General features: G+C 56.7%; 26 protein-coding genes and 1 tRNA gene. 14 read left to right on the top strand and 13 right to left on the bottom strand.

The genetic code is table 11. The features are described 5' to 3' along the window. Nucleotides 1–211 precede the first annotated feature (211 nt). Nucleotides 212–1765, top strand: a complete 1554-nt coding sequence (locus tag JW885_09975) for a B12-binding domain-containing radical SAM protein (GenBank protein MBN1882489.1) — start codon at nt 212–214, stop codon at nt 1763–1765. Between the two features lie 136 nt (nt 1766–1901). Here the strand turns inward: JW885_09975 and JW885_09970 are convergent, their stop codons facing one another. After that, a complete protein-coding gene (locus JW885_09970) occupies nt 1902–2906 on the bottom strand; it encodes a hypothetical protein (protein ID MBN1882488.1) in 1005 nt (334 codons plus the stop codon). A gap of 27 nt (nt 2907–2933) precedes the next feature. Next, nucleotides 2934–3254 carry a multidrug efflux SMR transporter gene (locus JW885_09965; protein MBN1882487.1) on the bottom strand — a complete coding sequence of 107 codons (321 nt, stop codon included), beginning with the start codon at nt 3252–3254 and terminating at the stop codon, nt 2934–2936. Between the two features lie 247 nt (nt 3255–3501). On the opposite strand from JW885_09965, the gene JW885_09960 reads away from it, so the two are divergent. From JW885_09960 to JW885_09930, 7 genes are all read left to right on the top strand, one after another. Then, entirely contained in the window at nt 3502–4572 is a 1071-nt protein-coding gene (locus tag JW885_09960; protein MBN1882486.1) for a 4Fe-4S binding protein, read from the top strand. A gap of 100 nt (nt 4573–4672) precedes the next feature. Continuing rightward, nucleotides 4673–5161, top strand: coding sequence for a hypothetical protein (locus JW885_09955; GenBank protein MBN1882485.1), 489 nt, complete (start codon nt 4673–4675; stop codon nt 5159–5161). A 54-nt stretch (nt 5162–5215) separates the two neighbouring features. After that, entirely contained in the window at nt 5216–5383 is a 168-nt protein-coding gene (locus JW885_09950) for a hypothetical protein (GenBank protein ID MBN1882484.1), read from the top strand. A 341-nt stretch (nt 5384–5724) separates the two neighbouring features. Then, on the top strand, nt 5725–7152 hold the full coding sequence (locus JW885_09945) for a trimethylamine methyltransferase family protein (protein MBN1882483.1): 1428 nt from the start codon (nt 5725–5727) through the stop codon (nt 7150–7152). A gap of 46 nt (nt 7153–7198) precedes the next feature. After that, nucleotides 7199–7774 carry an isoprenylcysteine carboxylmethyltransferase family protein gene (locus tag JW885_09940; protein ID MBN1882482.1) on the top strand — a complete coding sequence of 192 codons (576 nt, stop codon included), beginning with the start codon at nt 7199–7201 and terminating at the stop codon, nt 7772–7774. A gap of 305 nt (nt 7775–8079) precedes the next feature. Continuing rightward, nucleotides 8080–8253, top strand: a complete 174-nt coding sequence (locus tag JW885_09935; GenBank protein MBN1882481.1) for a hypothetical protein — start codon at nt 8080–8082, stop codon at nt 8251–8253. A gap of 60 nt (nt 8254–8313) precedes the next feature. Further along, the gene (locus tag JW885_09930) at nt 8314–9387 is read left to right on the top strand and encodes a hypothetical protein (GenBank protein MBN1882480.1); all 1074 of its coding nucleotides are present in this window, start codon (nt 8314–8316) and stop codon (nt 9385–9387) included. A gap of 13 nt (nt 9388–9400) precedes the next feature. Here the strand turns inward: JW885_09930 and JW885_09925 are convergent, their stop codons facing one another. From JW885_09925 to JW885_09905, 5 genes are all read right to left on the bottom strand, one after another. Then, nucleotides 9401–9760 carry an AzlD domain-containing protein gene (locus JW885_09925; GenBank protein ID MBN1882479.1) on the bottom strand — a complete coding sequence of 120 codons (360 nt, stop codon included), beginning with the start codon at nt 9758–9760 and terminating at the stop codon, nt 9401–9403. Then, a complete protein-coding gene (locus JW885_09920; protein MBN1882478.1) occupies nt 9757–10488 on the bottom strand; it encodes an AzlC family ABC transporter permease in 732 nt (243 codons plus the stop codon). The genes JW885_09925 and JW885_09920 overlap by 4 nt, the downstream gene beginning before the upstream one ends. Before the next feature lie 151 nt (nt 10489–10639). Then, entirely contained in the window at nt 10640–11344 is a 705-nt protein-coding gene (hisG, locus tag JW885_09915; GenBank protein ID MBN1882477.1) for an ATP phosphoribosyltransferase, read from the bottom strand. Further along, entirely contained in the window at nt 11341–12033 is a 693-nt protein-coding gene (gene hisG, locus JW885_09910) for an ATP phosphoribosyltransferase (GenBank protein ID MBN1882476.1), read from the bottom strand. Before hisG (JW885_09910) ends, hisG (JW885_09915) begins: the two co-directional genes overlap by 4 nt. After that, entirely contained in the window at nt 12011–13243 is a 1233-nt protein-coding gene (locus JW885_09905; GenBank protein MBN1882475.1) for an ATP phosphoribosyltransferase regulatory subunit, read from the bottom strand. Before JW885_09905 ends, hisG (JW885_09910) begins: the two co-directional genes overlap by 23 nt. Before the next feature lie 115 nt (nt 13244–13358). On the opposite strand from JW885_09905, the gene JW885_09900 reads away from it, so the two are divergent. The 4 genes from JW885_09900 (at nt 13359) to JW885_09885 (ending at nt 16635) form a co-directional block, all read left to right on the top strand. Continuing rightward, a tRNA-His gene (locus tag JW885_09900) sits at nt 13359–13434 on the top strand. Between the two features lie 217 nt (nt 13435–13651). After that, a complete protein-coding gene (locus JW885_09895; protein ID MBN1882474.1) occupies nt 13652–14236 on the top strand; it encodes a class I SAM-dependent methyltransferase in 585 nt (194 codons plus the stop codon). Between the two features lie 37 nt (nt 14237–14273). Continuing rightward, on the top strand, nt 14274–15653 hold the full coding sequence (gene hisS, locus JW885_09890; protein MBN1882473.1) for a histidine--tRNA ligase: 1380 nt from the start codon (nt 14274–14276) through the stop codon (nt 15651–15653). Between the two features lie 145 nt (nt 15654–15798). Then, nucleotides 15799–16635, top strand: coding sequence for a DUF3553 domain-containing protein (locus tag JW885_09885; protein MBN1882472.1), 837 nt, complete (start codon nt 15799–15801; stop codon nt 16633–16635). Between the two features lie 79 nt (nt 16636–16714). Here JW885_09885 and JW885_09880 read toward each other — a convergent pair whose 3' ends face one another. The 6 genes from JW885_09880 to JW885_09855 form a co-directional block, all read right to left on the bottom strand. Then, the gene (locus tag JW885_09880) at nt 16715–17191 is read right to left on the bottom strand and encodes a CAP domain-containing protein (protein MBN1882471.1); all 477 of its coding nucleotides are present in this window, start codon (nt 17189–17191) and stop codon (nt 16715–16717) included. Nucleotides 17192–17483: 292 nt separating this feature from the next. Further along, nucleotides 17484–18677, bottom strand: a complete 1194-nt coding sequence (locus tag JW885_09875; GenBank protein ID MBN1882470.1) for an ABC transporter substrate-binding protein — start codon at nt 18675–18677, stop codon at nt 17484–17486. A 30-nt stretch (nt 18678–18707) separates the two neighbouring features. Further along, complete coding sequence (locus tag JW885_09870) at nt 18708–19604, bottom strand: MBL fold metallo-hydrolase (GenBank protein MBN1882469.1); 897 nt, start codon at nt 19602–19604, stop codon at nt 18708–18710. 182 nt (nt 19605–19786) lie between these two features. Beyond that, nucleotides 19787–20362: a helix-turn-helix transcriptional regulator gene (locus tag JW885_09865; GenBank protein ID MBN1882468.1), complete on the bottom strand. Its 576-nt coding sequence runs from the start codon at nt 20360–20362 to the stop codon at nt 19787–19789. Nucleotides 20363–20444: 82 nt separating this feature from the next. After that, a complete protein-coding gene (locus tag JW885_09860; GenBank protein ID MBN1882467.1) occupies nt 20445–20996 on the bottom strand; it encodes a 2-oxoacid:acceptor oxidoreductase family protein in 552 nt (183 codons plus the stop codon). Between the two features lie 69 nt (nt 20997–21065). Next, complete coding sequence (locus JW885_09855; GenBank protein MBN1882466.1) at nt 21066–21818, bottom strand: 2-oxoglutarate oxidoreductase; 753 nt, start codon at nt 21816–21818, stop codon at nt 21066–21068. A gap of 285 nt (nt 21819–22103) precedes the next feature. Between JW885_09855 and JW885_09850 the strand changes: the two genes are divergently transcribed. Then, nucleotides 22104–22382 carry an AbrB/MazE/SpoVT family DNA-binding domain-containing protein gene (locus tag JW885_09850; protein ID MBN1882465.1) on the top strand — a complete coding sequence of 93 codons (279 nt, stop codon included), beginning with the start codon at nt 22104–22106 and terminating at the stop codon, nt 22380–22382. A 2-nt stretch (nt 22383–22384) separates the two neighbouring features. Beyond that, a complete protein-coding gene (locus tag JW885_09845; GenBank protein ID MBN1882464.1) occupies nt 22385–23215 on the top strand; it encodes an arsenite methyltransferase in 831 nt (276 codons plus the stop codon). The last annotated feature ends 410 nt before the right edge of the window (nt 23216–23625 follow it).

Genomic DNA, 23625 nt, shown 5'->3' with positions numbered 1-23625 from the left:
AAAGGCGAGAGCACACCGTTCATTTCCCTTCGTTTTCGCACATTCTTCTTGTACGGATAACGGCCTCATGATACAATTGCACACATAACATACGACATATAAGGAACCTCATTACCACCCACACAAATCGGGTGGTTCGCAATATCGGTACCCGCCTTTCGCTTTTCTCATTCTCGATTGACAGCGATACGACAATGAAAGGAATCATATCATGAAAGTTACGCTCATCGAGCCGACCAGCCCGGATTTCCATATTTTTTCCCTGTATCCCCTTCCCCGGCTGGGGACGGTGCTTCTGGGCACCATCCTGAAGGATCAGGGGCACGACGTAAATGTGATCGTTGAATCCATGGGGGAGATTCCCTGGGACGACGTGACCGGATCGGAGCTTGTCGGGATATCGACCACGACCTCCACGGCGCCCCGGGCCTACGAGATGGCCAAGACCCTTCGGGAACTGGGTATCCTGACGGTCCTGGGCGGATCGCATGTCACCTTCATGCCCGAGGAGGGAATGGTGAACGCCGATTTCGTTATCCGGGGCGAGGGTGAGCGATCGCTCCCGATGCTGGTGGACGCGCTGGAGGGAAAAGGAAGCCTTGTCGATGTGCCGGGGCTCTCTTACTGGCACGATCAGCAGGCGGTTCACAACCCGGTCGATCAAAACCTCATCGACCTCAATGAGCTTCCCGAGCCGGACTTTACGCTCCTCGGCACCAACATGTTTCATAAGAAGGGGTGGACACGGCGGGTGGTGCCGATACAGACCTCCCGGGGCTGTCCCTACAACTGCAACTTCTGCTCCGTCACTCGGATGTTCGGGCGCAGGATGCGCTATCGGGACGTGGAGAGCATTATCACCGAACTGAGGACCTACGATCACAAGAAAAACTCGATATTTTTCTACGATGACAATTTTGTCGCACATCCCAAGCGGGCGAAGCTGCTGCTTACCCGGATGATCGAGGAAAAGTTCTCTTTCATCTCGTCCGCCCAGATTCGGGTGGAGGCGGGAAAAGACCATGAGCTTTTAAAGCTGATGTACAGGGCTGGTCTGCGTACGGTTTTTTTGGGGCTTGAGAGCGTCTCCCCCGCGAGCCTCGAGGGGATGCAGAAGAAACAGACACTGGAGGATATGGAGGAGGGTCTGAGAGGATTTCGGGAGCACAACATCAGCGTCCACGGCATGTTCGTCTTCGGGTTCGACCAGGACGACCAAAAGACGTTTTCAGAAACCGTGAGGTTCGCAAAAAGAAACGCCATCGATTCGGTGCAGTTTCTCATCCTCACGCCGTTCCCGGGCACGCCGGTATATGAAGACCTGAAAAACGATGATCGCATCATCATTCGGGACTGGAGCTTCTACGACGGGCATCATGTGGTCTTCAATCCGAAAAAGGTGGAGCCGTACTGTCTTCAGAAGGCCCAGATAACGGGACACCGCAGATTTTACTCGACCCTGGAGGTGATCAGACGCTTCTATCGGTTCGACTTTTTCAACGCCCTCGTCGCCGCCTACGCCAAGCGGCTGACCAGGACCTGGGTGAAGGAAAATAAATTCTACCTGAAGGTCATGAAGTTTCTGAAGCCCCAGGGCAAGTATGAGCTGAATATCGATCTGCGCAGGACAACCAGCGACATTAAAGAGAATGTCATGAAGGTAATCGAGCGGGCGTCCGAGACGGTGCGCCGGGCGACACTGGCCGCACAGTCAGGAAGCGATACCACCGATAGCACAGACGGTATGACTCCGGGGGCGAGATGACACAGGGCTCTGGCCCATCGTTCACAAACAAAGGATAAAAAAATCGCGCAGTAATAACGCGCATATACACCAACGCCCCCGTCGTCGCCGATGGGGGCGTTTTCGTTTATTTCATATCTTCTCGGATTGGTCCGTGTTATTTTTTGTGGGCCGCGGCGAAGGCCTCGCCCAGTATGCGCCAGACCGCCTCGTGATCCTGGCACTTGTGGTTCCAGTAGGCGCTGCCGTTGTAGGCCCATGCGGCGATGTTCTCCACACCCTCCTCGACCATGATCTCCACGGCCTGCTGGACCTCCTCCTCTCTCCCCTGCCAGATGAGAAAGGCCTGTACCCAGAGCTGGGCCTCGATGCCTTGCCGGGAAGAGAGATCCATCACCCGCCGGCACGTCGAGCGGACGTATTCGTCCAGGGGCTTGTCATGGATCATCCAGTACGGATCGGTGCCGAAGACGTCGAGAGATTCGATGGCGGCGACCTTATCCCATGAGGAGGTGCCGTACAGCGGATTTTCGTCGGGGAGAACGCACACGATGTTTTTCATTCCCTTTTCATGGGCGTAATCACACAGCATTGCCAGAAACGACACCACGTTATCGTCCCGGAAGCGGATGACATCGTCGTCCATGACCGTCGGCATCTCCCGATTGAACTTTTCAAAAAAGAGCTTTGTGCACCGCCCGCAGCGGCAAGACCACTCGTCCGGCCTCGGATCCCGGAAAAAGACGTCGGTGGTGAAGTGAAAGTGGGGCTCGTCCCAGAAGACGGCGTCGGCGCGGGTTTCGGCCGCCGAGTCGACCCAGGAGCGCATGAACTCCCGAAACGGCTCGCTGTTCAGGCACGCCAGGGGCGCGTGGGAGCCGTCGGCGTTTTTCTGGCACTCCTCGGGATGCTCGGCGATGAAATGGGAATAGGGCTCCGGGCCGCCGAATACCCGTCCCAGGCCCCAGGGATTGATATAGGTCTCCATCCCCATGTCCCGGGTCATGGCCACGATGTCCCGCATGACCAGCGAGTTGAAGTTGAGGTCGTACTCCGGATAGCAGTGAACCACGAAGGTGCAGGAGTGATCCACCATGTCCTCGAGGTCCTCGCGGACGTGGCGGAGGTTTCTCGTTTCAAAGTACGCGACTCCCGTTTTCATGATGATCCTTTGTTTTATACACTCAGATCAATGGGTGTCCGTCAGGTTCAGGCCCACCACGCCGACGATAATCAGCCCGATGGAGACTACCTTTAGGACGCTCATCGGTTCCTTGAAATACAAAAAGCCGACGACGGTGATGAGAGCCGTCCCCAGCCCGGACCAGATGGCGTACGAGACGGCCACGTCGATCTTCTTGAGGCACAGGCCCAGGAAGACGAAGCTGACGCCGTAGAGGATGAAGGTCAGCACTATCGGCACGATTTTCGTCATGCCGTCGGACAGCTTCAGAAAGACGGTGCCCGCCACCTCGGTCAGAATGGCCAGTAGCAGGTAAAACCAGTAGATTCGGTTCATGGGACCTCTCCCGCGTCGGAAAGGATGCGATCGTAACGGTATTGCCCGGACGAATGAAAGCGGCGATATACTATCATGATCTTTTCTGAAATACCACAGAAAATAAAGGCCCCCGCCGCATCCCTGTGTTTTCGTTTCCGAAAAAAATGTGATAAGATGCAAAAAAAACGGCGATGAGAAAGAAGTTGGACGGACATCGTCCTGGATCGCATATTCACAGACACGGGGGACGACGAGGATGACAGATGATATCTATCGAAAGCTGCAGCGAAGGCTGAATAACTATTCCCTGGGGTTTCCGGAAACCCAATCCGGGGTCGAGCTGGAGATACTCAAGCTCTTGTTTTCGGAGGAGGACGCGGAGCTCTTCCTTGGTCTGAGCCACGCCCTGGAGACGCCGGAAAGCGTCGCGAATCGGCTGGGGATGGACGGGGACACCACCGCCCGACGCCTGAAGGAGATGGCGAAAAGCGGACTTCTCTTCCGGCTCGAAAAGAAGGGGGAGGTCAAATACGGCGCCATTCCCTTCGTCCACGGGCTCTTCGAGTTTCGGGTAAAAAACCTGACGCCAGAGATGGCCCGACTTGTGGATCGCTACTACCAGGAGGGCTTTTTCCGGGCCGTCGGCGAAAGCGCCGAATACTTTCTCCGGACCGTGCCGGTGATGGAATCGATTCCGGCGGGACAGAGAATCGCGTCATATGAAGACGCCGCGGCAATCATTAAAAGCAAGGACCTCATCGTCGTCACCGATTGCATCTGCCGGAAGCTTCAGGACACCCTAGGGAAGGGATGCGGCAAGGTCATGGAGGCGTGTTTCATGTTCGGCTCCATGGCACAGTATTATCTCGATCATAACCTGGGCCGAAAAATCGACGCGGACGAGGCGCTTTCCATCCTGCAGCGCGCCCGGGAAGACGGCCTCGTCACCCAGCCCGCCACGTCCCGAAACCCGTCGGGGATGTGCAACTGCTGCGGGGACTGCTGCGGCGTGCTGAGCTCCATCAAGCAGTTTCCAAAGCCCGCCGAGATGGTCATATCCAACCATCGGGCCGCCGTCGACCCGGACGACTGTACGGGCTGCGGCGTCTGCATCGACCGCTGCCAGATGGAGGCGATCGTCCTTTCCGAAGGGAGCGATGCGGCCCGGGTGGATGAGGATCGCTGCATCGGCTGCGGCCTGTGCGTGACCGACTGCCCCACCGGCGCGGCCGCCCTTCACCTCCGGCCCGAGGCCCAGCTTAGGGCCCTCCCGGCCGATACGTCGGAGCAGTTTTTCAGCATGGCAAAGAAGAGGGGCCTCGTATAGAAGGATGACGACGTTTTTATCGGCACCGGGCGCTCCCCGCCCGGACCTCTTGTTTATGCGGAAAATTACATTATTTGGCATCACACACGGGAGGAGACTTATGACCGAAAGGGACGACCGAACGGACATGATGAAGCTCCAGAACGCCGCTGCGGCCGCCGGCGGGTTGGCGACGCCCGATGGGGCCGCAGCCGCTGGAAAGATCATCTCCCTGGAAGGCTGCTGCTATCTCGGCCTGGGGCGTTTCATGATACCGATCCCCCCCTGTTTGCTCAGGAGGGGGCTGAAGGACGGCGCCGGGAAGGGTCGAAAGAGCCTCAGGTTCATGACGCCGAAGCATCACCTGGTCCGGGATTTCGTCGTCACCGAAATCCCTCGGAGGGGGAAATCCCTCTCCCCGGACTACATCGCGGGGGAGCTTGCCATGTCCAGAAACGAGTTGGACGTGATCGTCGACGAGCTGGAGGAGCACATGGTCTTCCTCTACCGCGTCGATGGCGAGAACGTGACCTGGGCCTACCCGGTCACCGCAGAGCCCACACCCCACCACATGACGTTCTCCACCGGGGAATTCATCTACGCCGCCTGAGCTATCGACGCGATAGCGGTGCCCTTCGTGCAAGGGCAATTATTGCAAAGGCGTATGGCGTTCGAGTTGAGGAGTTCATGCTGGGCCACGGGCGATCCGGTGGACATCGATTTTGACAGCGATATGAACTACTCGGTCCGCACCGACCCGGACCCCCGGCTCTTTGTCCCACTGGTTGATATCCCGAACCTCGACGAGCCGAGTATCGTCGACGCGTTCTGACGGAAGTCGGTATTCTTCCGGTCGGAAGAAGAGGCGAAAACACACCGGCGGAAACACTCCGATCAGCGGGGACTCTATCTGAACATCGAACAGAGCATCTACATGACCCGGCTCATCCAGGGGGCCATTTTCGGCCTGGGCGATCGTGACATTGTCGTGTTCAACAGGAACGGGTAACGGTGCTCCCGCCCGAAGCGGACTGGAGAGAGGCAATCGGAAACACATTCGGGGGGCGATTTTGAAGAATCGCCCCCCGAACTTTTTTAAAAAATGGTTTGACAATCGCTTTCGTGGTTGGCAAGGTGGGCATACCACGTGGGTTCCAACGAAAGGAGGACGCCATGCCGAGATCATTTTTCCTGACGCCCAAGAAATCCGACGTGCTCCACAAGGCATCCGTCCGGGTGCTGGAGCAGACCGGCGTGAAGATCGGTCACGAGGAGTCAATCGACCTCTACCTCTCCGCCGGGGCGAAGAAGGACGATGATGGCCGCGTCCTCATCCCCGCCCGGCTGGTGGACGAGGCGCTGGAGAAGATCCGCTGTCGATACAAGGACGACGTCCGGTGCATGAAGCTCTACGACCGGGACGGGGAAAATCCGATAAAAATCGAGATGGGAAAGACCTATTTCGGCACGGGGTCCGACGCCCTCTACAACATCGACCTGGACACGCACCGGCGGAGACACTCAGTCCTCTCCGATGTCGCCGCCAACGTCACCATCGCGGACAGGCTCCCCGGCTTCGATTTCATCATGTCCATGGCGCTGCCGTCGGACGTCCCGCCCACGCGGCTCTATGCCGCGGTCTTCGCCGAGATGGCGAAACACACCACCAAGCCCATCGTCACGACGTGCACGGGGCTTGCGGATCTTTCCCAGGTGCACGAAATCGCGAAGATCACGGCGGGGGACGCGGAGACCCTTCGAAAAAAACCCTTCTTCATCGCGTACCTCGAGCCAATCTCCCCCCTCATCATGGACGACGCAAGCTGCGAGAGGCTGCTGTTCTGCGCCGAGAACCGGGTGCCGATGCTCTACGCCGCCGGGGCAAACTGCGGCTCCGGCGCCCCGGTGACGCCCGAGGGCGGCGTGGTCCAGGGCGGGGCGGAGTGCCTTGCGGGGCTGGTGCTGGCCACCCTCAGAAGAGACGACGTCCAGTTCATCTACGGGGCGAACACCTCGGCCATGGACATGAAGTCCACCATCGTCTGCTACGGCGATCCGGTCTGGTTTCGGACCGTCGCCATGTACGCGGACCTGGGGAGGTATTACAAACTTCCCACCTGGGGCACCGCCGGCTCCAGCGACGCCTTTTCCATAGACGCCCAGGCGGCGATGGAGGCGTACGAGGGCATCAGCCTTGCGGTGATGGCCGGGACCACCCTGGCCCACGACGTGGGCTACCTGGCCCACGGCGAGCTCTACGACGCCCGGATGCTGGTGATGACCGACATGATGATCGGCCGGGCGCGGCAGATTTTCAAGAAGGTGGATCTGTCCGACGACGCCCTGGCGGTGGACGTGATAGACGACGTGGCGAGATCGGGGGGGCTGTACCTCACCCATCCCCACACGTCAAGGAGCTTCCGCAAATCCCTGTGGCTGCCGCCCAAGTACATCAACAGAAAGCACTTCGACCTGGATAAGGAACACGACATGGCGGATTTGATGGGGGATGAGGTCAAAAACATCCTCGAAAAGCATACGCCGAAGGCGCTCTCCGAGGACAAGGTAAAGGCGATCGACGAGTACGTGGCGGGGTTGTAGGGGGAAAAGAGTAAGAGAAGATACGGCCGGGGGGACAATAATTTCAATGAGAATACAGGACGGGATACGCACGATTTTAAAGGGGTTCAAGAACCTGCTTGGCTCGGGTTTGTACCTTTTGTCGGCGGGATTGGCGCTGGAGGTCTTGACCGTCGCCCTTCGCCGGCACGTGTCCTTTCCCGTTTCTCTGACCAGGGAAATCCAAATCGCCCTGACGATCCCCTGCGTCGTTTTCTGCGTGGCGGGTATGATGTGGTTTCGCTCCACCCTGCACCTGATAAAAGTCAACCTGATGGGCGGTGAGAACAGGCTGGTAACGTGCGGGCCGTTCAATTACGTCAGGCATCCGCTCTACGCCACGCTCATGATAGCGCTGCCGCCGCTGTTGGTCATCTGGTGTGCCGATCTTCTGTTCATCGCGCCGTGGGCGGCGCTGTTCATCATCGCCCGGTATATTGTATTGCTGGAAGAGAATAGACTGGTCAGGCTGTTCGGCGAAGAGTACGAACGATACCGGCGGCATGTCCCGGCGTTTGTGCCCTACAAGGGGGCCGGGGGTAAGCGTTATCGGGAGGAGGGCGGTGGTGGTGATTTCGGGGGGAACGGCGAGGGGGTGGACTGACCGCTCGCTGGAAACAACGTGGCATAGTGGACCTGGTGGGGATGAGGTGAAGAATACACTTATAAAGTACACGCCCACGCTGTTATCGGATGAAAAGGTGAAGGTGATAGGCGAGTACGTGGCGGGGTTGTAGGGTCGAAGAATTGGATTGCAAGGTTCCTTTATACACAAAACACCTTGACTATGTTCTTCATACGCCTTAAAATAGCATTATCATATACTTATTACTATATTATTACATAGTTGCATTGTAGGAATATCTTTCTGAAAATAGAATCAATCTTTTAAGAAAGGGAGTAAAGAAAATGTCAGAACATAGTGGTGAGAAATGGGAAAAAGGTGATGAAAAGAAATTGAAAAGAATGGCGAATAGCAATGTGCCAACAAAGGTAATAGCAAAAGAACTTGGACGCACAGAGCAAGCTATATATAATAAAGCAAGTGAACTTGGAGTCTCTTTAAAACCAAAAGATAAGTAGAACTTTTTTTTTCGAACAATCAAAGCTGACAACAAAGATATAAAAGATTTATACAGGCAAATGCTTCAGACAAGTGAAGAATTTGATAAAGCACTTTATAAAACTGCTAGTTCTAGCAGTCTTTTATATAGTGTATCAGAAACATCAAATATTCTTTTTGAGAAAATTGCAGAATTGTCTAATCAACAGGAAATGTTTAATAAAGCTATTGCAGACGCACTTAGTGCTTCAGATCTTATGAAAGGATTTCGAGAACTTAGAATAAACTATACTTTTTTAGAAGAGGCAACAAGGTCAAATAAATCTTTAGCAGAGTTTGCAGAGAACAATAGAATTATTGCAGAGTCTATAAATCGAAATTTTTTAAATCTTGCTACTATTGAGAGGAATTACATTAATTTTGATTTAAAAAACGCTTTTTGGGGACAATTAAATGAAGTAACGATAAATAGCCTGGGAAGTACAATTGAGAACATGGATAATGCTTTTCTAAGCCTAGTTAATAACATAAAAGAAATACTAATAGATAATGATAAGATAATCTCGCTATTTGATTTCGCAGCAAAGGAACTAGTTTTATCAAGACAGACGCTATTAGTTTTTGATAAGGATAATAAATTTAAGAGTTTTGAAACATTTGAAGGTACTCCCTCAACGGTTGATGTTTTATCTGAAGTTGAGGAATTACTTGCACAAATGGACCCAAATTTCAGAACAATGCTTAGAGGCGCTATTGATGCTTCAAAAAGTAGTAATCCAGATAAAACAAGACATTGTTTTTCTTCATTGCGTGTATTATTGACTCACGTGCTTCATGAGATTGCACCTGAAAGTGAAGTGATGGAGTGGATATGTATAAATCAAAAAAAATCCGTACAATATATTCACGATGGTAGGCCTACAAGGAGAGGACGATTATCATACTTTTTTGATAAAACAGATCAGAGCGAAAGTAATAGCAATATACCTGATTTTGTTGATAAAGATATAAAGTGTATATTGGAAATAATTGAAATTTTACATAGTGTTCATAGTAGGTCTTTAGAATATTCTGATGAACAAATTGATATTGTTATTTATAATGTGAGTTCGAAATTGCATTTTTTACTAAAAAAATATTACTCACTAAACTGATAGAAACATCTATTCAAAATTGCTTAAACACCCCCCACACAAACCCCATCACCAGGTCGAAGTGCGCCAGGAAGAAAAACGCCGCCAGGCCCACGGCGATGGTCGCCAGCAGGTTCTTCGTAACGACGCCGGTGCCGGTGGCGATCAGCGCCGCCGCCAGGTACGGGTTCTGGAGCGTCACCTCCCACTCGCCCCTGGGCAAAAGCACCGCCGGCACGGTGATGGCGATCAGCACCGCCGGGGGGATGTAGGGGAGCGCGTCCTCCAGAAGCGGGGGCATCCGGAACCTGTCCGCCAGGCCCAGGAGCACATAACGTATCCCGAAGGTCACCGCCATCATACCGAGGATCATCACCGCTTCCCACGCCCTCATATGCTAGCCCTCCTCTTCGCCCGCCGGGTCTTTTCCGTCACCATCCCCGCGATGATGCCCACAAACGCCGAGACGATGATCCCGAGCTTATACGGCATCCCCAGCGTCATCAACGACGCCGCCCCCGCCGCCAGCACGCACACCACCATCGGGATGCCCTTGACGAACGGGATCACCATCCCGATGAAGGTGATCGGCATCGCCACGTCCAGCCCCCAGTTCGACGCGTCGGGAATCCGATCCCCCAGGACTACCCCCAGGTAGCACCAGAGCTGCCAGTCCAGGTACATGATGAGGGACGAGCCGAGCTGGTACCAGTGCTTGAAGGGGGAGTCGTCGGTCTTCGCGTACCGGTGGACGGAGACGGCGAAGGCCTCGTCCGTCAGCCAGAAGGCCAGCGGTATCCGCCACCGCTGGGGGAGGTCCCGCAGATGCGGCAGCAACGTGGCGCTGTAGAGGAGATGGCGGAGGTTGACGATGAAGGTGGTCAGGATGATAACGGAGACGGGGGCACCCGCCGCCACCAGGCCTGTGGCGATGAACTGGGCGGAGCCGGCGAAGACGAAGAGCGACATTCCCATGGCCGCCGCCACCGAGAGCCCCGAGGTGACGGTCAGGGCGCCGTAGATGAGGCCGAAAGGAAACGCCCCCAAGAGCAGCGGGATCGTGTCCCGGACGCCGGCGAGAAATTCCCGCGTCCTGGTGTGTGTGGGGGGGGTGTCGTTCATATCCCGCATGGGCCTCATGTGTGCAACCGGGATATCCGGTCGGTGATGATGAAACGAAAACGAATCGCTGAGTATAGTATGCTTTTGTATTTTTTACCGGCGGCAAGGCCGCGGGCTCCTCGATGGGGCAAGCTGCGTTGTGCGTTCCCGGCTACATCTCCACGGGGCTGTGGGGGGAGACCCCGTCTATCCCCCGAATTTCATCGTACACCCGTGTGGCCCCGGGGCGTCCCTCGTCCATAATCCCCCGCCGCCCGATGAGGCACCCCACGGAGATGAACAGCTCATCGACGATCTTGAGCTTGTTCTTCACGAGCGTCGTGCCGGTTTCGGTATTTTCGACGATCATGTCCGCGTCCTCCGGCAGCAGCGCCTCGGTGGCGCCGTAGGTGGGGATGACGCGGTAATGGGAAAACCGCCGGGCCATGGCAAAGCGGTCGGCGATGTTGACATATTCCGACGCCACCCGGAAAAACGGCGCGGGGAAATATCCCTCGCCCACGAGGCGGTTAATCCCGGAAAGGTCGTCCGCCGGGGTGTCTTCCGTGACAACCGCAACGATCCGCACCCGGCCGATGCCGAGGTCCAAAAGCCCCGCCACGGGACTCTTCGGGAAGCGAAAGAGGTGGTCGTACAGCCAGTCAACCCCGGTGAGGGCCAGGTCGAAGTTCCCCAGGGCCACCTGGGCGGGCATGTCCTGGGGACGGATGACCGTCACCTCCACGCCGTCCAGGTTCACTCTCGGGCGGCGGAGCGGCCTTCCCGGATCGTAGCCGGAAAGCTCGATGCCGGTCTTCTCAAGAAGCCCGATGATGTGTTTCTGCTGATGCCCGTCGGGCAGGGCCAGTCGTATCATCTCCCCTCCGTGAAGCGGCCCAGTATCAGGCTGAGATCCTTTTTCTCGAACGATGTCCGGTTGGCGATGAGCGTGGCCACGGACGGCATGATCCTGGCGAGGGGCATAAGCCCCAGCTTTTCGACCTCCGCCTCGCCGTCGCCGTTTTCCGAGGGCACCCGCACCACGGCGATGTCCGCGCTGTGGGGGATGTAGGCGTGGGCCGCGCCCCAGACCGGGAAGACCCGGTAGCGGGGAAAGCGTTGCTCCCGGGCGAAGCGCTCGGCCAGGTTCGGATATTCGCTGACGATACGGATGAATTCGCCCCGGCGGTCCGCCCGGATGTCTTCCAGCGTCTTCCCCGGCGCCCCGGCGGCGAAGAGGGTCTCGTGCCGATAGCCCATCTCCGCCACGGAGACGATGTCTATGAAGCGAAAGCCCGCCGTCAGCTCCTCGATCCAGTCCCGCCCGGCGATGCCCACATCGTAGTTCCCCACCGCAACCTGGATGGGGATGTCCTTTTCGGAAAAGACCTTGACGAACACGCCGGAAGGTTCCTCCGAGCGGAGGCGATAGACCCTCGACTTCTCGTCGTATCCGGGCACGATGAAGCCCCGGGACTCCATGAGGCCTGCGATGTCGGCCATGAGGCTTCCCTTGGGCAGCGCAAGCTTCAGCTCCGCGTCGCTACGTGAGGGAAGAGGGGACATCGGAAAGCCGCTCCGTGGGATGATGGGTGATGGTGCCGCTGTCGGTATCGGTGACGTGGAGGGTACCGTTTTCAAACGTCACGTGCCAGCGGAAGTTGGAATGATCCTGGGCGATGCCCGCCACCTCGGCGATGAAGCCGGCGTCCCGGAGGTGACACACACAGGCCCGGGCGAGGTTTAGGTCGTCCCCGGGCATCACCAGCACCCCCCGGCGGGAGAGCGCGCGGATGAAATCGGGGCACTCGATGAGCCGATCCACGCGAAGCGCAAACCCCACCGCCCGGGCGCGGGTTTCGCCGTCGCTGAGAAGATCGATCAATCCGTCGTACCGACCGCCGGAGATCAACAGGTCCTTTCGCTTCGTCCTCTCCTTGTCCGGGTATATCTCCATCACGAGCCCCGTGTAGTACTCGAAGACCAGCGGCAGGGCGAAGGTGATCTCGAACGGGATATGGGCCGCCTCCAGCGCTGCAAGGGAGGAGGAGAAATCCTCCAGCGCCCGGGACGTCTCGTCTGTATTGGGGAGGTACGCCGTGATATTCTTGATCAGGTCCGCCGACGATGACGACAGCTCAAGAAGCCCCAAGAGCTTCTTCATGCCCTCGATGTCGGAAAGGCCCTTCAAACCCTGGATGTTCCGGGTGCGGATGTATTCGGTCACCTCCCGGCGTCGGGAGGCCGAAAGCTCCATCGTCCCCAGGACGGCGCGAATCAAGGGCGGGTATCCCACCCTGAGGTGCGGCGCCTCGAACCCGAGCTTCGTCAATACCGACAGCGCCATCGACGCCACCTCCGTATCGGCGTGGGCCCTGTCTCCTCCCGCGGCGTCCAGGTATTCCGCACCGCACTGCCAGTGCTCCGAGGTGCCGTCCTCGTCATACGCAAAGGTATTGGATATATGAAAGAGCCTCGCGCGCTCATGCCCGGCAAGCCGCTCGATGAAAAGCCGCCCGATGGGTATGGTGCCGTCGGGCCGCAGTACCACCCGCTCGCCGCTCCAGCCGTCCCAGTCCAGAAACGAGTAGAGATCCTCCAGCATCCCCGGGTCCAGGGTGCCGGCGGCGGTAAAGAGCGAGAGAGGCTCGATGGTGGGGGTGCGCACCTCCTGGTATCCCCACCGGATGGCCTCCTCCCGGAATACCCGCTCGGTGTATCGAAAGCGTAACATGTCCGTGGGGAGCAGGTCCGCCCCCCGCCTGGTGTCGTGCATGGTCTCCTCACATAAAACTTTTCATTTATATCATATTATGAAAAAAAGTCAAAATTTTTCAGTTGACTTTTCTCCGAGACAATACTATCATTTTAAATTCCAAAATGCTCTTGTGGTGGGTATAGCTCAGGGGTTAGAGCGCCAGGTTGTGGCCCTGGAGGCCGAGGGTTCAAATCCCTCTATCCACCCCATTTTACACACACCGAGCAGGGGGGCCAAGAGGGGGGGCAGGAGGCGGAGAGAAGGGGAATACAGGGAAGGATCAGGGAAGGATATACGGCCTCAATTGAATGCTCGATAGGAATACAGCTTCGGCGGAGCACCCATCCCGTCGAAAACAGGGCCCCGCGGGGCCTTTTTTTATGGACGCGGGGATTCTCACCCCGCAAAAAACGTAACCACAGACTCATGGGAAAAAAACGGAAGAAAGATCACCCCATCCCCTGCGATTATCTGGCGCCGGAAAAAAGCCGGCGGCCGGAAATCCTGTACCGGGCCGTTCGGCCCCACCTCGCATCCGGTGAATCCTACCTGGACGCCACCTGCGGCTACGCCGTCCTGGCCGATTACATCATCCCCGCCCACGAGCCAGCATCATACACCGGCTTTGACATGAACGAAAAGGTCATCGACTACTGCCGGGCAAGACACCCGAAAGCAACATGGACCGTCTCGATGGCGCGGTACTTTCCCATAGAGACCCGCTTCGATGTCGTCTTCCACATCGGCGTCTCCTCCATCCGATACAACGTCCACGAGATACATCAACGCATCACAGAACGCCCCGAGGGTTTCCCCCGGCTGGTGCTTGTGGAACACGGCGCCACCGAGACCGGCGACGACGACACCGGCCTGACCTACGCCGCTATACGCGATATATACACGGACCACGGTCTCACGCGGGCGGACGAGGGGGAATTCTACGCCGAAAACATCCCCTATCCGATCCGGCGATGGACGATACTGACCCGCCGGGAATCCCGTGATCGTTGACTAATCCCCGTCCTTCTGATATAACCGGGAGACGAATTTGGACATCGCCGGGGCGCGGGCCGGAAGACACAGGCCGCGCCCGCCCCGCATTATCGACACCGAGGAACACATGGACATCATCAAGCCGCGAATCATGAAGGGCACCCGGGACTTTCTCCCCGAGGACATGTATCTCCGCCAGGAGGTCATCCGCATCATCACCGACCACTTCGTCCGCTACGGGTTTCAGCCGCTGGCGACACCGGCCATGGAATATTTCGACGTCCTGACCGGCAAGTATGGCGACGAGGGCGAGGGGCTGATCTTCGACCTGGCCTACAAGGGCGGCCGGGAGGTGGCCCTCAAGTACGACCTCACGGTGCCGCTGTGCCGGGTCATCGCCCAGTACCAGGATAAAATCGTCATGCCGTTCAAGCGCTACCAGATCCAGCCGGTGTGGCGGGCGGAAAAGCCCCAGAAGGGGCGGCTGAGGGAGTTTTTCCAGTGCGATGCGGACGTGGTGGGCGTGGCGGATGTCTCCGCGGATGCGGAGATCGTCGCCCTCATCACCGACATCATGACGGCCCTCGGGTTCAAGAGCGCCGTCACCCAGATAAACCACCGGGGGCTGCTTTCCGGCCTGATGGAGCGGCTGGGCATCGGTGACGACAGGGCGCCCCAGGCCATGCGGATTCTCGACAAGCTCGACAAGGCTGGCGAAGACGCCGTGCGGGCGGAGTACGCCGAGGCGGGGTTCGAAAAATCCGCCGTGGACGATCTTTTTTCCGTCACCACGGCGACTGGTGATGTGGCGGGAGACATCTCCTCCATAATGGGCGAGCTGAAGGCGAACGAGAAGGCGAGGGAGGCCCTGGAGGACTTGAGGCTCCTTTTTGACTACCTCGACGGGATGGGGATATCACCCGACAGGATGGCCTTTTCGCCCCGGCTGGCCCGGGGGTTGGCCTACTACACCGGCCCGGTGCACGAGACGGTGGTCGAGACCCCGAAGGTGGGGAGCCTCTCCGGCGGCGGGCGGTACGACGGGCTGATCGGGATCTTCTCCGGCGTGGACGTCCCCGCCACCGGCATGGCCCTGGGGCTTGAGCGCATCATTCAGGTGATGGCGGAGCTGAAGATGATGGAGGGGGCGGGGGAGCGGATCGAGGTGCTGGTGGCGCCCTTCGGGAATGACGAGGTGGGCTTGGCCCTGAAGCTGGCCCGGGAGCTGCGGAAATCCGGCGTCAATACCGACGTCTACGCCACGGGCGACCGCCTTAAGAAGAAGTTTAAATATGCCGACCGCATCGGCGCACGGAAGGTGGTCATCGTGGCGCCCGACGAAATCGCCCGGGGCGCGGTGAAGGTGAAAGACATGACAACCGGCGATGAGAAAGAGGTGGCGATGGAGGGGTTGGTGGGGGAGGTGGCCGAGTGATATATAGGAAAGGAAACAAAACAAGAAAAGTTCTGGCCAAAAGATTCGTATTAGTAAAATAAATAATTAGAAAAATAGTAATATCACTGTAAATATAAATGGCAAAGTATCAATCTTCAAATGCGTTGTCATGGGAGAGGAGAATATGGAATACAAGGAAGGCGATATAGTGAAACATCCAACAAAAGAAGACTGGGGGAGGGAAAAAGTCCTCGCTGACAGTGACGGTGATACCGTTCATGTTTTTTTTGAATGGGTCGGTGAAAAGAAATTGAAACTGAAATATGTTCAACCGATAGTAGTTGAAGGACCAGGTCCCTTTATTACCCCCCCTCCACCAAGACCTCCAAAAAGGAAATATCAAAGTATCCTCCAGTCGATTCAATTGTTCTTGCAGCAATTTCCACAAGGATTCTACGGGAAAAAATTTCAAGAGGAAGAACGTGAATACAAGGATGAAGCACGTTTGCTTGCCCAAAAATTATTGGAAAAAGGGGAGTATAGTTTGCTATTGAAGGACCAGGATTACGAGGAAATAGTAAAACGCGCCTTGAAAATTGTGAACGCGACTAATCTGATTTTCCCCAACGAAAAAATGTCTTTAAGGGATGGATTGGAAAATTTTGATGCGAAAAAAGAATTCTCCGAGGTTTTATATTTGCTTTTATATGATGAAGGAGAATTGGAAGGGCGGTTCAACAGGTTTGCTAGGATGCTTGAAAAAATCAATGCCGCCAAGTGGACAACGGCGACATATTTCCCGTTCATAATGTTTCCTGAGAATTATATGTTTGTTAAACCAACTGTGGTAAAGTATGCATCTGAAGCATGCCGTCGTGAGATAAATTATAAATCGGAATTGAATTGGCATACCTACGAATCCGTTTTAAAATTCTCGGATTATCTTTTCTCGGAGATATCAGAGCTAAAACCTAGGGACATGATTGACGTTCAAACATTCATGTGGTGTATTGCCCAGTAAAAGAGTTGAGGTTCTGAGAAAGAGAGTTATCACAAATCAAATATTCTTTTTTTCGTCATTCTGAATTTCTAAGGATCGCTCACTTCCTCACAAATACCAGCACGTAGTAGTTCCCCGACACGCCGATGCCCACGCCGGTGTAGTTATCCAGGATATTCGCCCGATGTCCCGGTGATCCCATCCAGAGGCTGACCACCGATTTCGCCGTGTGGTCGCCCCAGGCGATGTTTTCGCCGTAGGTGATGTATTCCACCCCCGCTGCGTCCAGCCGGTCGGTGGGGGCGAGGCCCTCCGGGGTGTAGTGGTCGAAGTAGCCGCGTCTCGCCATGTCGTCTGCGTGTCCCTGGGCCACGTCCTCCACCTCACCGTCGCACACCAAGGGGGGAAGGCCCTGTTTTTGCCGCTCCCGGTTGAGCTCCGCCAGTATCTGCTCTTTCTTTTTCCCGCTGGGGCCGGAAAAACAGGCCGCTGAGACCGGCCCGGCGGAGACAATCAAAAATATCGCACACACGACGCCCGCGGCGATCCTCGTCATCTTTCCTTGTAAATCCTTCATGTCCGCCTCCGACACTATGCACATCGAAAGTAAACCTCACCTTTATTATGATACACCGGGTCCCCCGGTGCGTAAAGGGGAATGATACCCGTCAGTCCGAACAAAAAAACGGGGGGAGCCGAAGCTCCCCCCGCCGGGTTTTTAGGTGTGCCTCCTCGCACCGGAATGGAATCGTTCTCTCGCACGCCGGTGTCGAGGCGATCGGTCTTGTGGCGCCGGCCGGTCTGTCGTACAAAAAAACGGGGGAAGCCGAAGCTCCCCCCGAAGGTGTTGTGTGAGGTTCTTCTATGGGTCAGTCTTCAGGCGTCAGCCAGTCGGTCACCCGCACGAAGGTCTTGTTTTCGTAGTCGGCTTCGAGGATGTAGAAGCTGGAGGGGCCGTTTCGCTTCTCGTCGTTATAGGTGACGCCGTGGACGAAGCGGCCGTCGAGGTTGTCCATGGAGTTCATCGCCGCCATGAAGCTCTCCCGTGTCAGCGGCTCCTTTGCCCGTTTCAATCCCTCCACCACGAAGTCACCGTAGTAGAAGCCCTTCATGGTGCTGGTGCTTACGATGCGGTCGGAGTCGTTCTCGGCGTACTTCTCGATGGCCTCGCGGTACCAGATGACGGCGTCGTCATCGCCGAAGGGGTCCGGGGTGTAGGTGGTCACCAGCGCCCCGTCCCACGCGGCGCCGGCCAAGTCAAAGAGCTCCGCCCCGCTGATCGGCGTGGAGCCGAAGTATTGGGGTGAATAGCCCAGGGCCTCGCACGCCTTGACGAAGGCGGACACGAACCGGGCGTTGCCGTAGAGCAGCACCGCGTCCGCGCCGGACTGCATCATCTTGAGGGCGTGGGTGGAGAAATCGGTGTCGAACAGCTCATAAGGCACCTCGGCGACAAGCTCCATTCCCTTGAGGGATGCGGCGTCCTCGGCGCCGGTCAGTCCCTCGCCGCCGTATTCATCATTCTGGTAAAAGATGCCGACCTTCTCGTATCCCCCCTCGCTCACGGCGTAGTTGAAGAGCACGTGGGCCTCCCAGTAGTGCTCGGGGGAGCCGACGAAGACGTTGTCCCGGGGCGGGGTGGAGGGCTTCCTGCTGCCGGAGATGAGCCCCACCCAGGGCACGTCGGAGGCGTCGATGTAGTCGATGACCGACTCGACGATGGACGCACCCAAAACGCCCACGACGGCGAAGACCTGCTCATCCTCGATGAGCTTCCTGACGTTGGCCTGGGCCTTGGCCGGGTCGTAGGCATCGTCCAGGACGATCAGCTCGATCTGTCTGCCGTTGATGCCGCCCTCGGCATTGACGGCGTTGAAGTAGGTCTCCATCGACCGGATCACGGTGCCGACGGCGTTGGCAGGTCCCGTCATGGGGCCGCTCGTCCCCAAGAGGATCGTATCCTCGGTTACCCCGGGGACGTCCTCCTGGGCTTGGGTCGTAACGAAGGCCGCCGACATCACCAGCATGACGGCCAGAGTGATAATCAGATATTTTCGAATCATGCGTATCTCCTTACAGAAGGTATGGATATATTATCCCGAAGCGTCCATAGTCTTGGCGATGTGTCTCATCATCTGTCCGATGACCATCTCCATGACCGGCCGGGGCAGAAAGTAGCCCTCGGACCCGGCGGTGAACGCCTCGGTCACCAGTCCCGTGCTCTCGGCGATGTTGCCCGTCTTCCGGTATGCATCCTCCAGGATTTTTCGGGTCTCCTTTGCGGATTGGATGGATCGCCCCATGAAGGTGCGGCCTTCCTCGTCTGTGAAGGCGCCGTAGTGCTCCGCCAGGTGGATGTCGACGTCGTATGCGGAGAAGCGCTTCAGGGTCTGCTGGTACTCGGTGAAGTTCGAGTTGCCCGCGGCGAAGATCATGTCTCCGAAGGGAATGCCCCCGGCGTCGGAGGCGAACAGCGCCTTTTCTTCCGGCATGTATGCAGCGATGGAGCAGGAGGAGTGCCCCGGCGCGTCGATGATCTCGAAATCCACCCCGCCCCACGTCACCAGGTCGCCGCCCGTTACTGTCTCGTCCATCCGGATCGGCTCCAGGATCACGTCCCGGGCTTCCGTCTCCATCCCGTTAGCCGCGAACATCCCCCGATTCATGTCGATGATGGTGTTCGCCACATCGTCTCGGGAAAGAAGCTCCTTCGCCCGGGGGGACCCGATGACCCGGAGGTTCGGAAAAGTGTTCTGCAGGTGCGAGACGACGCCCACATGGTCGAAGTGGGCGTGGAGGATGAGCAGGCGGGTGATTCTGTCTCGGTCGATACCGTATCGGTCAAGCTGTGTGAGCAGCTCCGGGACGATGTATGCCAACCCGCCGCCGATAATGGTGTGTTCGTCTTGGCCTGTGAGGTAGACGCAGGATTCTTTTCTTCCGAGAAAGAGAATACGGTCGGTAATCCAGCCGGGTTCTTTGATCCACATGGGTATATCCGTTCAATGGGTAATGTGAAGATGTTTATTTCGCAGCCGCCCGAAGATCACGATACTGTACGGTACGAGGGGATTATTGCTCCGTCGAGGATGTGAGATCGATGATATTCACGGAGAAACAGAAGAGGGAGCGTCTTTCCCAAAACGGGCCGATGCGGGTTTTGGGTGTTCATCTACACCGTGCCGGCATAGATGATCGCAAGAATGACCGCAGGCTTCTCCCCCCGGGCGGTTACCTTGTGCGGCGTGGTTGAGTCGTAGTAGATGCTGTCTCCCGGTTTGAGGGTGTCGGTGTGGTCGCCCAGGGCCACGTCCATCTCCCCCTGCAGGACGAAGATGAACTCCTCGCCGTTGTGGGTGGAGGGCTTAACATTCTTGATGGAATCGGGCTCTAGGGTCACGATGAAGGGCTCCATGTGCCTCCCCTTTTTATCCGCGCCCAAGGATTCATATGAGTAGCCGTAACTGACGCCTTCCTTTGAGGCGACCCGGGAGACGGCCGTGCGCTCGTCGTGCCTGACGATGGAGAAGGGGGCCTTGGGCTTTTCCAGGAAAAAGTACCCCGGCTCCACTTCCAAGGCCCGGGCGATCTTGAATATCGTCCCCAGGGGGGGAGAGATCATGTGATTTTCGATCTGGTTGATCACCGCCGAGGTAAAGCCGGATTTATCGGCCAGGTCCTGGAGCGAGAGTTTTTTCTTTTCCCTGAGTAGCTTTATCTTTTCCCCAACATTCAGTTCTTCGGTCATCGTATGTCCTCTCTCTGACAAAAGATGTATGTTATCTGGATAGTAATATGTATCGTACGCGTCGGTACACAGCAATCCCGTTCTATCCGCCGTTCTTGACGGCGAACTCCATCCCCTCGTCGATCATCTCGAGGTTTTTATCGATCAGGTGATGATAGCGGGACGCCAGTACCTTCGTAAAGGCCCGCTCGATTGACGCGATATCGACAAGACCGGTCTTTTTCAAAAACACCCCCAGGGCGATCATGTTCGCCAGGCGGTCGTTGCCGAGATCCGCGGCGATGTCATTGGCGGGCACGCGGATTTGCAGCAGGTCCGGGCGATTCTCCACGGTATCGTCCACCAGAGAGGAATTGATGATAAGCAATCCGTCGGTTTGCACATTTGGCCCGAACCGGGCGAGGCTTGGCTTGTTCATGACCACAGCGCTCATGGGATTTCCGATGATGGGCGAGCCGATTGGGGAATCGGCCACCACAATGGTACAGTTTGCGGTGCCGCCCCGCATCTCCACCCCGTAGGTGGGCATGTAGGTGACGTGTTTTCCCTCGGTCATGGCGGCGTAGGCCAGGAGGTTGCCGATGAGCAGGATGCCTTGGCCGCCGAATCCTGCCATTGTTGTGTCGTAGTACATGGGACCTCGTGTAGTGTATATGTCGATATCTGTCACACAGTCGTGTATTGTATGCAGGGGATTCTTCCGCTACATGACGTCGGTTTGTTTTCGTTCCTTGAAGACTCCCAGGGGCCAGTAGGGAATGAGCTCATCGTCGATGCGCTTGGCCGCGTCCCTGGGCGACATACGCCAGTTGGTCGGGCAGGTGGAGAGCACCTCCACGAACGCAAAACCAATATCGTTCAGCTGCGTCTCGAACGCCCGCTTGATGATCTTCTTCGCGTTGAGCACCCGTTTCGGCGTGTTCACCGCCACCCGGGCGACGTACGCCGTTCCCTCCAGGGTGGCCAGCATCTCCGCCATGCGAACCGGGTATCCGTCCTGGTCGTGCTCCCGGCCGTAGGGGGAGGTGGTGGTTTTCTGGCCCAGCATGGTGGTGGGGGCCATCTGGCCGCCGGTCATCCCGTAGACGGTGTTGTTGACGAAGATGACGGTGATGGCCTCTCCCCGGTTGGCGCAGTGGACGATCTCGCTCATGCCGATGGAGGCGAGGTCACCGTCGCCCTGGTAGGTGAAAACCACGCGGTCCGGCAGGGCGCGCTTGACGCCGGTGGCCACCGCCGGCGCCCGGCCGTGGGGCGCCTCCAAGACGTCGACGTTGAAATAGTCGTACAAAAAGACGCTGCAGCCTACGGACGCCACGCCGACGGTTTTCGGCACCAGGTCGAAGGAATCGATTGCTTCGGCCACCAACCTGTGGATGAGGCCGTGATTGCAGCCGGGGCAGAAGTGGAATGGTTTTTTTGTCAGGCTCTCGGGTCGCGAGAACACCTGTTTCATGTCGCTGTCGCTCATGGTCTCGCTCTTTTTCGTGTGATGTCGGACGTGTATCGCCGTGAAGCCGGACACCGAGCGGCTTCCCGCGGCTCTTGAGAATGTTCCATCTATTGTAACCGTATGGATGATAAAGTCAACCTTTTGTTGCAGGGAGAAGACCGTTCACTGTACGTTGCATGAGAAAATCCTTGACAGGATTTTAAAATATCTGTATTATATAAATAGTCTGATAAATCTGAATATTCAGAATAATAGGTTATCGCAACTTTTTCTTTTTGGGGGTGGCGCATGGACGAGGAGACAGGGCGAATGGAGACAACAATGGATGAAAAAAGCTGCTGCAGGGTTGAGGCCATCGTCAGCGTGGATGAACGGGGCCAGATGGTTCTCCCGAAGGAGGTGCGGGAGCAGGCCGGCATCTCCCCAGGAGACAAGCTTGCAGTGGTCACCTGGTTTCGAGGCGGCGAAGTCTGTTGCCTGACGCTCATCAAGGCGAAGGACATGATGGGCATGGTGCGGGATATGTTGGGTCCCATGATGCAAGATATGGTAAAAGGAGACGAATGACCATGAAGACAACGGATATAAGGAAAATGGTGCGGGAGAAATATGGGAACATCGCCGCGAATCAAACTTCATGCTGCGGGCAGAAGGCCTCGTCGTGCTGCGGCACCTCGAGCGTAAATGAGCTCGGCCGAATGATCGGCTATTCCGACGAGGAAATGAAAGCCGCCCCTGACGGGGCGAACCTGGGCCTGGGATGCGGAAATCCGGTGGCCCTGGCCTCTCTGAAAAAAAACGAGGTGGTGCTTGACCTGGGGGCGGGGGGCGGATTTGACGCCTTCCTGGCGGCGGAGCGGGTGGGGAAGAACGGGAGAGTCATCGGCGTGGATATGACGCCGGAGATGGTTGAGCTGGCCAGGAAAAACGCCGAAAAGGGAGAATACGACAATGTGGAATTTCGACTGGGCGAGATTGAACATCTGCCGATGGCCGACAATGCCGTGGACGCCGTTCTCTCAAACTGCGTCATCAACCTGTCCGTCGACAAGCCCGCGGTTTTTGCCGAGGCATACCGCGTTCTGAAGCCGGGGGGAAGACTGATGGTGTCCGACATCGTGTTGACCGGCGATCTGCCGGAGCCGGTGCGAAAATCGGCGGCGGCCTATGTGGGGTGTGTTGCCGGGGCGCTTCGCGTGGAGGACTACCTCGACGCCATATCCGCTGCGGGCTTCGTTGATGTGACCATTGTTGATGAGACGTCATATCCGACGGACGGCTTTCTGAACGACCCAACCATACAGGAGGCGATGGCGGATGCCGGCATGACGGAGGAGGATGTGGGAAATATGGGTGACATCGTGCTCAGTGTCAAGGTATCGGCGTTGAAGCCGGAGTAGAAATGTCGGATGAGGGTGGGTAGAATGCAAGTGAAAAGCGAATGAAAAGAGGGCGGGGTGCCGAGTAGTTTTGTTACACGGCAAGAACACGAGGCATCTCGTCCCAGGTTTTTCCGTCAAGGACACGACCGTTCTTTTTCTTGTTGAATCCGCCCCATTGTTTGAAAAATGAGAGGGATCTTCTGTTATCCAGTGAATGATATGAGATTATTACCCTATATCGTAGTAGGTATTATTTACTCCTTATCATAAATTACGAATATATGGAGGTGCCAGATCCCAAAACAATTGTGCAGCATCACACCGCCCTTTTTTAGGATAACGTGCGGTAGTCACGAGTTGCGTTGACAGTTTGCCTTCCTGTGAGATGGTTCTACTATACTACGCCACGCTCTCCTCGGCTACCGTTT

The sequence above is a fragment of the Candidatus Zymogenaceae bacterium genome, from assembly GCA_016931225.1.
Taxonomy (GTDB): domain Bacteria; phylum Desulfobacterota; class Zymogenia; order Zymogenales; family Zymogenaceae; genus JAFGFE01.
The sequence above is the reverse complement of the archived record's forward strand: the minus strand, read 5'-3'. Positions and strand labels throughout refer to the sequence as shown.

Coding starts and splice junctions, on each gene's coding strand:
- JW885_09930 (MBN1882480.1), top strand. CDS start 8,314: ATGCTTCAGACAAGTGAAGAATTTGATAAAGCACTTTATAAAACTGCT.
- JW885_09885 (MBN1882472.1), top strand. CDS start 15,799: ATGGAATACAAGGAAGGCGATATAGTGAAACATCCAACAAAAGAAGAC.
- JW885_09925 (MBN1882479.1), bottom strand. CDS start 9,760: ATGAGGGCGTGGGAAGCGGTGATGATCCTCGGTATGATGGCGGTGACC.
- JW885_09950 (MBN1882484.1), top strand. CDS start 5,216: ATGGCGTTCGAGTTGAGGAGTTCATGCTGGGCCACGGGCGATCCGGTG.
- JW885_09855 (MBN1882466.1), bottom strand. CDS start 21,818: ATGAAACAGGTGTTCTCGCGACCCGAGAGCCTGACAAAAAAACCATTC.
- JW885_09975 (MBN1882489.1), top strand. CDS start 212: ATGAAAGTTACGCTCATCGAGCCGACCAGCCCGGATTTCCATATTTTT.
- JW885_09865 (MBN1882468.1), bottom strand. CDS start 20,362: ATGACCGAAGAACTGAATGTTGGGGAAAAGATAAAGCTACTCAGGGAA.
- JW885_09945 (MBN1882483.1), top strand. CDS start 5,725: ATGCCGAGATCATTTTTCCTGACGCCCAAGAAATCCGACGTGCTCCAC.
- JW885_09880 (MBN1882471.1), bottom strand. CDS start 17,191: ATGAAGGATTTACAAGGAAAGATGACGAGGATCGCCGCGGGCGTCGTG.
- JW885_09875 (MBN1882470.1), bottom strand. CDS start 18,677: ATGATTCGAAAATATCTGATTATCACTCTGGCCGTCATGCTGGTGATG.
- JW885_09940 (MBN1882482.1), top strand. CDS start 7,199: ATGAGAATACAGGACGGGATACGCACGATTTTAAAGGGGTTCAAGAAC.
- JW885_09870 (MBN1882469.1), bottom strand. CDS start 19,604: ATGTGGATCAAAGAACCCGGCTGGATTACCGACCGTATTCTCTTTCTC.
- JW885_09860 (MBN1882467.1), bottom strand. CDS start 20,996: ATGTACTACGACACAACAATGGCAGGATTCGGCGGCCAAGGCATCCTG.
- JW885_09845 (MBN1882464.1), top strand. CDS start 22,385: ATGAAGACAACGGATATAAGGAAAATGGTGCGGGAGAAATATGGGAAC.
- JW885_09895 (MBN1882474.1), top strand. CDS start 13,652: ATGGGAAAAAAACGGAAGAAAGATCACCCCATCCCCTGCGATTATCTG.
- hisG (MBN1882476.1), bottom strand. CDS start 12,033: ATGTCCCCTCTTCCCTCACGTAGCGACGCGGAGCTGAAGCTTGCGCTG.
- JW885_09920 (MBN1882478.1), bottom strand. CDS start 10,488: ATGAACGACACCCCCCCCACACACACCAGGACGCGGGAATTTCTCGCC.
- JW885_09960 (MBN1882486.1), top strand. CDS start 3,502: ATGACAGATGATATCTATCGAAAGCTGCAGCGAAGGCTGAATAACTAT.
- hisG (MBN1882477.1), bottom strand. CDS start 11,344: ATGATACGACTGGCCCTGCCCGACGGGCATCAGCAGAAACACATCATC.
- JW885_09905 (MBN1882475.1), bottom strand. CDS start 13,243: ATGCACGACACCAGGCGGGGGGCGGACCTGCTCCCCACGGACATGTTA.
- JW885_09850 (MBN1882465.1), top strand. CDS start 22,104: ATGGACGAGGAGACAGGGCGAATGGAGACAACAATGGATGAAAAAAGC.
- JW885_09970 (MBN1882488.1), bottom strand. CDS start 2,906: ATGAAAACGGGAGTCGCGTACTTTGAAACGAGAAACCTCCGCCACGTC.
- JW885_09955 (MBN1882485.1), top strand. CDS start 4,673: ATGACCGAAAGGGACGACCGAACGGACATGATGAAGCTCCAGAACGCC.
- JW885_09935 (MBN1882481.1), top strand. CDS start 8,080: ATGTCAGAACATAGTGGTGAGAAATGGGAAAAAGGTGATGAAAAGAAA.